Origin of the sequence: Paenibacillus sp. FSL R7-277 (genome assembly GCF_000517965.1) — a bacterium.
Classification (GTDB): domain Bacteria; phylum Bacillota; class Bacilli; order Paenibacillales; family Paenibacillaceae; genus Paenibacillus_AQ; species Paenibacillus_AQ silagei.
In genome coordinates, this window is the sequence record NZ_ASPX01000108.1 from 15,396 (window position 1) to 28,598 (window position 13,203).

Genomic DNA, 13,203 nt, shown 5'->3' on the forward strand with positions numbered 1-13,203 from the left:
GATGACAGGATGAAAATCGGAAATGCAGAGTGGGAGACTCAGTGGTACGCGGATGTTGAGAACAAAGCCAAGGGGCTGAAGGGGGAAGGCGCGGAGCTGGCAGGCCTGCTCGCGGAGTTCAGCAAGAACCGCTACCTTCATGATGGGGAGGATTCGCTGGACCGCTTCCTTGTTATCATGGATGATCGCGCTGCTGCGGCTCAGGCTGATTTTACCGGATACTGGGAGCCGCTGATGGGGATCATGCAGCAGCTGTACAGCACACATACCGTTGAGCTTGCCCGTTACATAGTTAAGCATGCAGTGGAGTACCCTTATTCCATAGGGTATCTGCGCCGGCCGTTCCGGACCCGGGAGGTTCAGGCGCACCGGATGCAGATCCTCCGCAAAATCAATGCCCTGATCTATATGGAGCTAATTGAATTCTCGTTACCGGAGTACCTGAAGGGGGATTATGAAAAGGATTACAGTATCTCTTACCGTGTAGATGTTGCCGTTCCCGATGTAATCGCCTATGAGCTGGACCGCAGCGGCAGCGGAATGGAGGAGCTGCTTAAGGATGCGGTGTACGGGGACAACCAGGGGGCGCTGCTGAGCCGCAATATGATAAAAGGTGCATTCCTCAGCCATAACCAGGCTGCTGTTCAGATGATTGGCGAGCTGCTGCTCGCTGCCCGGCTGCAGGAGGGACTGCGGCAGTCCATTATGGAGACGATGGATGAGGGGACGATAGAGAACAACCTGTATATGTTGAAAGTGATTCTGGACAATGATCTCGTGCGCTACAGCTCGGTTGTGCGTGCCCTGGGCGTATGGACGGGGATGGGCCTGGAAGCCCAGAACCAGCGGGTGGCGAAGCAACTGATTGAAGGAGCCTATCAGGTGCTGACGGATGAAGCGCTGCGGGCTGACTGGCTGACCAGCGAGAATGCCAACCATGTCTACCTGAGCTTGTGGGGGACGGCTGTCTATGAGGAGAATGAACTGATCGGCAAGGTGGATGTCCTGATGGAACAGGGCCAGTCCTACCAGAAGATTGTAGCAGAGTATGTACTTTCCGGCAGCCAGAACCGGGAGGTGCGCCTGAGCAGCGCCCGGAAGTATCTGAAGAAGCAAGAGCCGGAGCTGCTGTACTGGATTCTGACGAACTATAATTATGATTATAACCGGATGTGGAGAGGACCGAAGGATAATGGGCCTAAGATCGAGGTCGTAACCAGCCCGCAGCTTGAGGATAAAAGCGAGCGGCAGCGCGACTTCAGCCTGCTGAAGGACATCTTCCTGAATCCGGACAGCCGGGAGCTGACCGGTACCTCTAAGGTGCTGGATTTCCTGCAGGTCAGCTACACCCGTGATCTGCCGGTCCAAAAGATGCTTTATCTGATCTCCTATGATATGGACCCGGCCTGGGTGAATGAATTGCTGGCGCTGAAGGACAAGCTCAGCACGGACATACGGGGGGAGCTGCTGAATTACTTCGTGCAGCATACGGAGGATACCGTACAGCGCGAATTCATCTTCGCCAGCCTCTCCGACAAGAGTATCAAGAACCGGGAGCTGGCGCTGGACCTGGCGCAGGGGCTAACCCTGGCGGAGGATGAGCTGCTGATGGCCGAAGGGCTGCTGAAGCTTAAGACCGGTACGCTGCGGCAGAGCGTGACCCGGATGCTGCTGAATCAGCCGGATGAAGCGCTGAAGGAGTCCGTCCACAGACTGGTGCAGGGCAAGAATGCCCTGCAGCGGCAGGCAGGGCTGGAGATTATGACCGTGTTGTTCCAGGATGAAGAGCGGCAGGCACTCTTTGAAGCAGTGCGTCCGCTGGCAGAGGCGCTGGAGAAGCCTTCCGACCAGGAGCGCGAGCTGATTGCGAGGCTGAGTCAGAAGAATGAGTATACCAAGGCGAACGGCTTCGGCTTGTTCGATCCCAAGCAGTCGGAGGAGTGGCTGACGCAGGGGCCGGTACTTGACGGATTCGCCTGGGATCAGGTGTTCAAGCTGTCCTTGGAGCAGATCAATACATTCCTTAAGGGACTGGACAACACGATCCACAAGCACCGCGACGTAGAGTACGAGGTTGAGTATTACAGCGGGTATAAGGACACGGTGCTGATCGGCACCAACCTCAGACCGTTGCAGGGGTACTTAATTAACGATGAGGAGAGTGGCAAATCCGCCCTTGAGCAGTACCCACTGCATGAAGCATGGGCTGAATATTGGGACAAGAGCGGCTGGAGCGCCCGGGATCTGATAGAGTTGAACTTCTATATCAGCCTGGAAGAGCTGGATGAGACCCTGGATAACTATGACGGTTACGACACCTTAGGAATTGATGATAAGGAACTTAGTAAGCAGAAGCTGCTGTCCGGGTGGCGCAAGGAGTTCGCGTCAGGGGTCTACCCGCTGGAGCAGATCGAGGCTGTGTTGAAGCTAGTAGACAAGCTGAAGTACAGATGGCAGGTAGAGACGCTGCTGAATGCGTACCGCGCGGACCACAAGAGCCCGGAGGGCTTCCGCCAAGTGAATGGTGCGGTGAATGCGCTGATGGCTGCGTTCCCGGAGGAGAAGCTTGCGGCGGACTGGCCTTTCCTGTCTGTGCTGGCTGATCCGTGGGTCGATATGGTGCAGAAGCTATGGAACGGAGCAGAGGAGTTCAAGGAGATGTTCCGTACCTGCTACCGGTTCGAGGGGATCAGCGGAGGCGAAGAGCGGGACAGCATCATCGGACTGAAGCACTACGTTGAGGCCTTCACCGGTGGAATCATCCGCGAAGAGACGCTGCTTAAGGAGCTGCTGCTGAGTAAGGATGCACGCAACCATATGAGCTGGATCAGTTCACGCAGATATGATTGGATCGAAGACAGTCCACAGATGGTTGGACTACGCACACGGATCATCGACCGTCTGCTGGCCATTGAGCTGGGGCGCGGCGACCTGCCGACTGAGGTGACCGGCATGACAATGGGGCTGCAGCGGATAGAGGGCCTGGAGTATTGTATCCGTATCCTGTCAGGGCTGAACAAGGATACCTTCGTGCGCGGGTACGTGTATGGCTATGGCAACAATATTACGAAGAAGGAGTCCTTCAGCCATCTGCTCAAGGTATGTTATCCGCGTGAGGGCGATAATGCGGAGCTCCTGAAGACCTTGCTGCAGGAGTACAAGCTGTCCGATCAAAAGCTGCTGGAAGCCGCCATGTACGCCCCGCAGTGGATCGAGATCATTGCCGAATACCTGGGCTGGGAAGGGCTTCGCAGCGGGGCCTGGTACTTCCACGCCCACATTAACGAGAGCTTCTCGGCCGAAAAAGAGACGGTGGTGGCGCATTACTCGCCGATCACGCCGCAGGAGTTCAACGACGGCGCCTTCGATGTGAACTGGTTCCAGTCCGCCTACAAGGAGCTTGGACAAGAGCGGTTCGAGCTGCTCTATGACTGTGCCAAGTACATCTCTGCCGGTGCGAACCACCGCCGTTCCCAGCTGTTCGCCGACGCCACGCTCGGCAAGCTGAACCTGGAAGAGATGAAGCAGTCTGTGGAGCAGAAGCGGGGCAAGGATCATCTGCTCAGCTATAGTCTGATTCCGCTGGGAGAAGACCGCGAGCAGGATATCCGCGTGCGTTATGAGTTCATCCAGCGCTTCCTGGCGGAGAGCAAGAAGTTCGGCGCACAGCGCCGCGCCAGCGAAGGCCAGGCCGTACAGATTGCTCTTGGCAACCTGGCGCGCAATGCCGGATATGCCGATGTCACCCGCCTGATCTGGGATATGGAGGCGCGCAAGCTGGATGATTATGCTGCGTACTTCGAGCCGTATGAGCTGGACGCAGAGACCTTCGTCTCGCTTAGTATCGACGAAGAAGGGCAAAGCGATTATGTGGTGACCAGCAAGGGGAAGGCGCTGAAGTCGGTGCCCGCACGCTTCAAGAAGCATGAGTGGATTGAAGCGCTGAAGGAGGCCAAGAGCGAGCTTACCGGGCAGTTCCGGCGCGCCCGGGCTGAACTGGAGCGGTCGATGGAGTCCGGCAGCGGCTTCACGCCGGCAGAGATTGCCGGGCTGAGCCGGAATCCGGTGCTGGCACCGCTGATTAGCAAGCTGGTGCTGATGAGCGGCGATGCGTTGGGATATTACGATGCGGATCAGGGGGCGCTGGTAAGTCCTGCGGGTGAATCCACGGCCCTGAGCGGGGAGACTGTGCTGCGGATAGCCCATCCGCTGGATCTATACCGCAGCGGACAATGGAGCCTGTACCAGAAGGATCTGTTCGACCGTCAGCTCCGCCAGCCGTTCAAGCAGGTCTTCCGCGAGCTGTATCTGCCGAATGAGGATGAGCTGGCCCATGGCGTGCTGTCCCGCCGTTATGCGGGCCATCAGGTGCAGCCGAGCAAGACGGTCGCCCTTCTGAAGGGGCGGCAGTGGACGGTCAGCTATGAGGAAGGGCTGCAGAAGGTGTTCTATGCCGAGAACCTGATCGTCCGGCTCTATGCCATGGCGGACTGGTTCTCACCGGCCGATACCGAAGCGCCGACATTGGAGACAGTGCAGTTCTTCGACCGGAAGACCTACAAGGGCGTGCCGCTCGATCAGGTGCCGCCAGTGCTGTTCTCGGAGGTGATGCGGGATGTGGATCTGGTCGTTAGCGTGGCCCATGTCGGCGGCGTCGATCCGGAAGCGAGCCTGACGACTGTAGAGATGCGCCGGGTCATCGTCAGCGAGTCGCTGCGGTTGCTGAAGATTGAGAACGTCCGGCTGGACGGCAATTATGCACGGATTGACGGTACGCTGGGCGAGTATGCTGTGCATCTGGGCAGCGGCCAGGCGTACAAGCAGGCCGCGGGCGCCCTGTCCATTATTCCGGTGCATTCGCAGCACCGGGGGCGGTTGTTCCTGCCCTTCTTGGACGAGGACCCGCGTACAGCGGAGGTACTCTCCAAGGTCGTGCTGCTCGCTGATGATACGAAGATCAAAGACCCGCAGATTCTTGCGCAGCTAAGTAGCTGAGCGGCTGCGCGGGTGGGGGAACGGATTGTGCACGGACGGGACACTGCTTACCGCAGCCGTATATAGAGTAATGCCACAGGCACCGGTGCTGAATTTCAGCGCCGGTGTTTTTGTCGCGGGAGGAGGAAGGTGAAGCTGCCTCTTATGGCTAGACGGGGATGCGTGGGCGGAATGTAATCGAAAAACCGAACACATTTTGCTGGTGGGGGGTGCGAGAGCGGAATGTAATCGAAAAACCGATTACATTTGGCTGGCGAGGGGTGCGTGGACCAAATGAAATCGAAAAACCGATCACATTGGGCGGCCGCATAATCTGGGTCACGCTAGATATCGCGGGAAGGCAGTTGAATGGAGATCAGAGAGCGGCGGGCGAGTTGAGCAGATTATTAATTTCGCATTCGCGCATATTTTTGCCCGGATTCCCGGTCAATAATACTGCGTTTGTAGAATGGAAAGCGGGAAAAGCAGGGAATGGGTCCTGCAATGGCGAATTTTGGAGGGGAAAGCGAGGAATAAGCAATGAAGAACAAGCTCCGCCGAAATCTGCAGTCTTTGCAAGACGCATACGCATCATTATGCGGATTGACAATTATTATTACCGATCAAGCGGACAAACGAATAACAGAACCCTCCGGCTTAACCGAGATGGCATCTCTGTTGTTCGGTTCTCCTTGTGCAACCGCTGAACATGCAATTGCGAACCTGCTGGAGAAGGTCAGGAATGTATCGAAAACTATTGTCTATGAAACCCGCTCCGGGCTGAAAATGCTGATTACCTCCATCGGGATCTGTAAGCAAAGGCCCTATTATATTCTGACAGGCGTCTGGGTGGACGGTTGTACGAAAGAGCTGATTACCGGCAGGATTCATGAAACCGTTCCCCCCGGAGAATGCGAGGACTGGATTCAGGCTCTGGATAAGGTACCGGTATTGGATCAGGAGGGCGTCGCCAGGATTATCGGCCAATTGGATATACTGGCTGATACCGTGCAGGCTCTGCTTGAACGGGAGCAGGGCGGAGAATATTCTGCGTATGACCTGCAGCTTATGAATCTGATCTATCTGCTGGACCCGGCAAGCCCGGAGTGGCTGCAAGGAATACTGGGCATAGTGGTACGTATTCTTGGAGTAGAATTTGCGGGCTATGCCAGTAATGCTGCAGACGGGGACCAATTCACAGTGGTGGAGACAACCGGTATGCCGAAGGATAACTCCCTGCAGGGGGCTTCTTTTTTTTACGGTGAGGGATTTCTGGGACAGGTGGGGCTCTCCAAGCAAATGGGGTACTGGAGGAATGCTGACCGCGATCTGCGGATTTCTTTTTTTGCTGCGCATGGGGTAAGGCCAAAGGTGCTAATCTGCTATCCCATCAAATACAAGGACAAGCTGTATGGATTATTGTATGCCGGAGACCCGGTCCGCCCGGAGCTGACGGAGGAGCAGGCGGATATGGGTATGCTGGTGGCCCATCAGCTCGCTGCTTCCATGTATCATATGGAGAGCGAAGCGCTGTATGAACGTCAAAGGAAGAGGCATGATACCTATAAAGAAATTGTCCAAGGGATTCTGGTTACTCAGGATAAGGAGGATTACCTGCAGCTGTTCATTGAGTTTTTCCAGCAGCAGCTAGGCAGTCCATTCATGTGCTTGTTATTACATACGCCTGACGAGGCCGGACTGAGGATCTATTCTTCCTCTTCTGCTCCGAATGAACTGTACACCGTCTACGCAGAAGATGCTGAACAGATCTATTTCGCTGACGGGATACCGGGGTTCAACCTGCTGAACAAGCCGATCCGGCGGGAATGGAAGAGCTGGCAGCTGGTAGAGCATCCTATGGTATTTGAACAAAGGCTGCTGGGGTTATTCACGGTCCAGTTCAGTGATGAGGGGCAGCGGCGGGAATATGAAACGATTTTTCATATGACCAATGTGCTGCTAGTGACCAAGCTGCTTGCCCAGCAGCCTCAGAACACGCCCTCCGGAACTGACTTCATGCGGCTGCTCCAGGATAATCTGCTGATACAGCAGCCGGTAGTACATAGCAGAGCTGCGGATATCCGAAGGCTTGCACAGGACTTGCTGGAGCCGTTAAGTCACTCTGCGGAAGAGATGGAATGGATTGGCCAGGCCGCGCTCCTTGCTCCATATCCTATAGGGCTGCTGATCAAATACCTGGGTGATATTCCTGCTGTATGTGTTTTGCGCCATATGCACTATTACCTGACGGATTACAATGGGCAAGAGGATGTAGGAGAAAGTTCCCATCTGTACTTGGCGAAGGTCTTGCTTATGCTCACGAAGTATACGGAGCAGGGCGGCAGGCATTGGAAGGAAACACTTCCTATACCCGTGCCCGAGCCACTTATGCGTTCCTTTGAGCAACTGATAGCTCCTCCGCCGGTTGCAGTGCAGCAAGAGGGAGGCGTACGTTTTACTACCCGGGAAAACGATATCCTGGAAGGTCTGCTGACAGGCCTCAATAACAAGCAAATTGCGGAGAAACTGTTTATCAGTACGCATACTGTCAAGAATCACATAACCAAAATCTACGAGAAGCTTGGTGTGCACAGCAGATCACAGGCGATCTCGCAAATATATCAAGCGACCGGCAAAAAAGATTCTTTATAAAAGCAATGATTACGCAGCATGTAAGCGTACATTGCTTTTTTTGTGCAGTAAAGGAAAGAAGGCCTGTAGAAAACAGGAAGATTATGTCGAAACTTAGGAACCAATGGCGATAGGCGCAGAGGCCTTACGTTATACATAATAGGGGAAGCTTTGTAGGCTCGACAAAATACATATTGAGGAGTGCTTCATTTGAAACTAAACATCCGCACCAAATTGTTGGGAGGCTTTCTGGTTATTGTAGCGTTGCTTATATTTATCAGCGGGCTATCGATTATGAAAATGGCGGGCATGAACAGCAACTCTGTACAGATGCAGAGCTACAACTTCCCCGCGCTCGTCAATATTGCTGAGATCCGGACCGAGCTGTACAAGCTGCGCGGTGATCTGTTCAAGCTTATCCTCGAAACCGATGATTCGGTGAAGGAGGAGATTCAGGCAGTTATTAAAGCGGATCAGGACAAAATTGCTGACCGGATGAAGGTCTATGGAGAGCTCGCACTGAATGCGGATCAACGGGCTGCATTAGAGATCATTAAGCAGAGCGTGGATAACTATAACCAATCCGTACCCAAAGTCAATGACCTGCTGGATAAAGATCAGAATACGCAGGCCTACGGCGTCTTAATCGACGCACTGCCTGATTTGCAGAAGGCTCAGGATACCGCCGATCTGGCCGCCAGTAATGTAATCGAAGGTGCAGATGAACGGATCGACTCTACGGTTGCCAGCTATACCACGGGAAGATTGATGATCCTGATCATCTCCATCCTTGCGGCACTTGCAGCCATTGCGCTGGGCATCGTGATCTCGCAGGGCATCGTCGGTCCGGTGTCCAAGCTGCTCGCTGCGATGGTCCGCATGGCAGATGGTGACCTCAGGGAGGAGATTGCGATCAAGAACCGGGATGAGTTCGGCCGGCTGGCCGCAGCAGCCAATGAGATGATTACCAGCCTGCGCAAGCTGATCGGCGGGACGGTAGAAGCGGCGCAAAGTGTCGCGGCCTCCTCTGAGGAAATATCGGCAACCACCGAAGAAATCGCCAGCGGCAGCCAATCCCAGGCCCAGGCGGCGCAAAATATCAATCAGCTGGTTCAGGATCTGACCCGGGGCATCGATGAGGTTGCGAAGAATGCCGAGCAGGCATCGGAGCTGTCGCTGCTGACGCGTCAGGGTGCTGAGGAGGGAAGCACTGCGGTAAGAGAATCCGGCCTTGGTATGAGTAATCTGTCGGAGAAGATGGAGCTGCTTGAGCAGGATTCCCAGAAGATCGGCGAAATAATCGAGGTGATTGATGAGATTGCCGAGCAGACCAATCTGCTGGCGCTCAATGCAGCGATTGAGGCAGCGCGTGCCGGTGAGCAGGGACGGGGCTTCGCCGTTGTCGCCGATGAGGTCCGCAAGCTGGCTGAACGGAGCAGTGAAGCGACCAAACAGATTGCCCTGATCATCCGGGTGATGCAGAAGAATACGGTTCTGAGTGTGCAGGCTGTCAGTGACGTATCGGCCCTGTCCGAGCGTACAGAGCGGCTGATCGATGGTATCGTTACCCGCGTCAATGATACTACCCAGCAGATTACAGGCATCGCTGCGGCTTGTGAGGAACAAGCGGCGCAGACGAACGAGGTGCTGCTCTCGATTGAATCCATTGCGGCCGGAAGCCAGGAATCCGCCGCAGCAGCCGAGGAGACGGCCTCCTCCTCGCAAATGCTTGCCTCCTTGGCGGATGAACTGAATAGCTCGGTGTCGGTGTTCAGATTGTAGAGGGGGAGTAAGCCATGCTGGCTGCACGAACGGAGCAGTACATCATCTTCCGGCTGGTACAGGAGAAGCTGGCCATCGATATCCGGGAGATTAATGAGATTATCAAGATGGAGCCTATCACAGCCGTGCCTAACAGCAAGTCTTTTATTAAGGGCGTGATTAATTTACGCGGCAAAATTATACCGGTGGTCAGTCTGTGCAGGCGGTTTGGCCTGGCAGAATCTCCACCGGATACCCGGTCAAGGATCGTAGTGGTGCATTACCGGCAGGAGGCCATAGGGATTATGGTGGATTCCGTAGAAAAGGTGGCTTCCTTTCATGAGGTAGAGCCGCCTCTGGAATCCCATGAAGTGCAGGGCGAGCAGTACATGGACGGGATCGGCATGTGTGCCGGGGAGCTGATCAGCATTCTGAACATCGGGCGTCTGTTAAGTGACGGGTGAAGGCCAACGCATGAAGGCAGGAAGGAGAACGAAGATGAATGAGTTTCATAATATGATGTATTTGGGCGTTTTTCTGGACGAAATGGACGAGCAGCTGCGGTATTTGGATGAGGCCCTGCTCATGCTGGAGAGCAAAGGGTATCAGAATGACCTTATTCAGAGGATCTTCCGGGTCGCACATACGCTCAAGGGCTCATCAGCGGTCATGGGCTTCAAGCAGCTTAACCGGCTGACGCATCAGATGGAAAGTGTGTTAGAGCTGCTCAGGGGCAGACAGCTGGACGTAACCTCCGAGTTATTGAACATTCTCTTTGATTGCGTAGATTTCATTAAGGAGCTTCGTCAATCCATTCTGAGCGGTGCGCTGGAGGAAGGGGATACCTCAGATCTGTTACGCCGGTTAAAAGAGTTGCGGAAGACAGCAGCCGAGTCTCCCGCTCCTGCTGCAGAGGGGCTTCCGCAGGGAGAAGCGGGGCCTGTGCCGGATATGATCTTCGATGATATCCGCAAAGAGCAGATCCAGGCAGCTATAGATCAAGGCTCTGCGGCAATGGCGGTTCATATTCAACTTGCTGCTGAGGAGCCGATGAAATATGTCCGCGCGAAGCTCGTAGAAGCCAAGCTGCGGGAAACGGGCGAGGTTATTGCCACCTTCCCCGAGCTGGAAGCCCTCGAGAGGGATGCGCAGTTCTCCGGTGCTATTGCATATATTCTGCTTACACAGCAGTCCCGGCAGGATATGATGGCCAGTCTGCAGGAAGTCTCACAGATTGAAATTATACATACAGATCCTATTACGAAAGCAAATCTCGACACCTTCACCGAAGGAAAAGAGGCTCGGAAAAATAACGGCTATGCGGCCCAGACTGTCCGTGTGGATGTGGAGCGGCTGGAGGGACTGCTGAATCTGGTAGGAGAGCTGATTATAGATAATACCAGGCTGCACAGTGTCCGTTCCAGATTAAGCGAGCAGTTCAAGAACAACAGTGATGTTCATCTGCTTAATGATATCGCAGGACATTTGAATATGGTCATCAGCGATCTTCAGGAGGGGATGATGAAGACCCGGATGCTGCCGATGGAGCATCTGTTCGGCCGCTTCCCCAGGATGATCCGGGATTTGGCGCAGAAGTCGAACAAGGAGATCGAGTTCATCATTGAGGGCAATGAGACCGAGCTGGACCGCAGCCTCATTGAGGAGATCAGCGATCCTCTGATCCATATTCTGCGCAACGCCGTGGACCATGGGCTGGAGCTGCCGGAAGAACGTGCAGCTCTCTGCAAGCCGCGGAAAGGGACCATTACTCTGCGGGCAAGTCATCAAGGGAACATGATTGTCATTACGGTATCCGATGACGGCAGGGGCATTGATACCGGCAAGGTCAAAGAAGCCGCTGTGCGTAAAGGCTTCGTCACCACTGATGAAGTGAAGCGTATGACGGACAAAGAGCTGGTGATGCTCATTTTCCGCTCTGGCATCTCAACAGCCCGTACGGTCACAGATCTATCCGGCCGCGGAGTGGGCATGGATATTGTCAAAGCACATATAGAGAAATTAAATGGCATTATAGATATTGAGACGGTTCCTGATCAGGGGAGTATATTCACGATCAAGGTCCCGCTGACGCTTGCCATCATCCGTTCCCTGCTGGTTAAGCTGGGGAGCAGTACCTTTGCCATTCCGCTGATTAATGTCATTGAAATATTCAGAATGAAGGCGGAGGATATTGTTACCATTCAGGGGCGGGAGGTCTGCCAGTTCCGTGATCAGGTGCTTCCGCTTGTCCGTCTGCACCATATGCTGCAAGTGGAGGAAGGCGAGCATACGGTGAACGGCCGGCTGTTCGTTGTCATCGTCGGCTTCGCGGATAAGCGGGTCTGTCTGGTAGTAGATCAGACGATCGGCAATCAGGAGATTGTCATCAAGTCACTGGGAAGTTACATAGGCAACGTTTCTTATATCGCAGGCTCAACCATACTTGGCGACGGCCGAGTGGCCCATATCCTGGATATAGGCTCGATTGCAAGGGAAACAGGCTCGGCCCACGATGCACTGCTCCAAGATAACACAGTTACGGCAGGGGATCAGGATAGTCAGAGCGAGAAATATATCACCTTCAAGCTGGAGAAGCTGGATTTCGGGATTCCGATCCGCCAAATGAAGGAGATTGTACCTGTTCCTGAGATTCATTCGCTGGTGTCTGCCCCGGCTCATGTCCTGGGAATGATCAATCTGCGCGGATTGCTGTTCCCGGTCTATGACATACGGCCCAAGCTCGAAATGGACAGCGGTGAACAGACGGCCGGCTCCCGGATTCTGATCTGCGAGGTATCCGGACAGGAGGTAGGGATATGGGTGGATCAGGTGTCAGCGGTGCAACTGCTCGCAAGGGAGCACATGGATGAGGCGCCGGATCACATTCTCCAGCATCCAGAGGTGCTGGATGCCGTCTATAAAGACAACCATCAGTTTATTCACTTGCTGAATTTGGAGAACCTGCTGGACCTGCACACCTGCTGCATTACCGGTCCCGTATCACATGACCGATCCCCGGAGTGATCTCGCTGAAGCCGGCCATGTGGCGGGACTGATAGGCAATGGGCCGGGCGCTGGCGGTCATGAGGATATTGCGCAGATCGGAGGTCCCTTCTGCCGGGAGGGCAAAGGTTCTGGTATATGGATACACTTCACGGAGTGTGGTATGAATAGCACTGATGAAGCGGTCATTGCCGCTGCGGCCCATCAGATTCATGATGATCTGGCCGTGTCCGTTCAGCTTGGCACGGGTTAGGCGGAAGAACTCCAGCGTGGTGAAATGAGGCGGCGTCCCGGCAGCGGTGAAGGCATCAAGCAGGATATAGTCATGGCCGCGTTCCGGCGCGGCTTCCAGCAGGCTCCGGCCGTCACCGATCAGGATGTTATCCTGCGTGTAGCCAAAGCGGGTTCTGCTGTATTCCACCACCTTCGCATTCACCTCAGCCACCGTAAAATGCTTCTCCGCGAAATAACCGGCAATCGTACCAATCCCGTGTCCGATCAGGAAGACACGCTCGAAATGCGGATTGCCCGCCTCCATCAGATGAATCATCGCCCGGGGATACTCGAAGATCACCCGGCTCGGATGGTCCAGATCCAGTGCGCCCTGAACAGCTTCCCCCGAGAATTGCAGTACCCGGAACCGTCCGGTCTCACCATATAGCTCGGTTGTATCGTAGACCTCGATGTCCTGAGAGTCGTGGTTAGGATGGGATGGTGCGTGCAAGCGGATCAGACTCCTTCTGCAGATGGGATTCGTTCGTTACAACCTTCATAGTAACATAAAGCAGCCGCAGGAAGGGCTTCCTGCGGCTGCTTGTATTTCTCAAAAGGGGC

At 54.7% G+C, this 13,203-nt stretch carries 7 protein-coding genes; 5 read left to right on the forward strand and 2 right to left on the reverse strand.

Features of this window, described 5'->3' with window-relative positions; all coding sequences use genetic code 11:
• Positions 1-9: 9 nt before the first annotated feature.
• The 5 genes from C173_RS27630 (at position 10) to C173_RS27655 (ending at position 12,390) form a co-directional block, all read left to right on the forward strand.
• Positions 10-4,995 carry a DUF4132 domain-containing protein gene (locus C173_RS27630; RefSeq protein WP_036731222.1) on the forward strand — a complete coding sequence of 1,662 codons (4,986 nt, stop codon included), beginning with the start codon at positions 10-12 and terminating at the stop codon, positions 4,993-4,995.
• 519 nt (positions 4,996-5,514) lie between these two features.
• Complete coding sequence (locus C173_RS27640) at positions 5,515-7,626, forward strand: LuxR C-terminal-related transcriptional regulator (RefSeq protein WP_081751371.1); 2,112 nt, start codon at positions 5,515-5,517, stop codon at positions 7,624-7,626.
• A 189-nt stretch (positions 7,627-7,815) separates the two neighbouring features.
• Positions 7,816-9,387 carry a methyl-accepting chemotaxis protein gene (locus C173_RS27645; protein ID WP_036731228.1) on the forward strand — a complete coding sequence of 524 codons (1,572 nt, stop codon included), beginning with the start codon at positions 7,816-7,818 and terminating at the stop codon, positions 9,385-9,387.
• A gap of 14 nt (positions 9,388-9,401) precedes the next feature.
• On the forward strand, positions 9,402-9,830 hold the full coding sequence (locus C173_RS27650; RefSeq protein WP_036731230.1) for a chemotaxis protein CheW: 429 nt from the start codon (positions 9,402-9,404) through the stop codon (positions 9,828-9,830).
• Between the two features lie 34 nt (positions 9,831-9,864).
• Positions 9,865-12,390 carry a chemotaxis protein CheW gene (locus tag C173_RS27655; protein ID WP_051478496.1) on the forward strand — a complete coding sequence of 842 codons (2,526 nt, stop codon included), beginning with the start codon at positions 9,865-9,867 and terminating at the stop codon, positions 12,388-12,390.
• Here C173_RS27655 and C173_RS27660 read toward each other — a convergent pair.
• Both C173_RS27660 and C173_RS35425 read right to left on the reverse strand, forming a co-directional pair.
• Complete coding sequence (locus C173_RS27660; RefSeq protein WP_051478498.1) at positions 12,353-13,093, reverse strand: spermidine synthase; 741 nt, start codon at positions 13,091-13,093, stop codon at positions 12,353-12,355. The genes C173_RS27655 and C173_RS27660 overlap by 38 nt on opposite strands.
• Positions 13,071-13,196: a hypothetical protein gene (locus C173_RS35425; RefSeq protein ID WP_268748485.1), complete on the reverse strand. Its 126-nt coding sequence runs from the start codon at positions 13,194-13,196 to the stop codon at positions 13,071-13,073. The genes C173_RS27660 and C173_RS35425 overlap by 23 nt, the downstream gene beginning before the upstream one ends.
• Positions 13,197-13,203 lie beyond the last annotated feature (7 nt).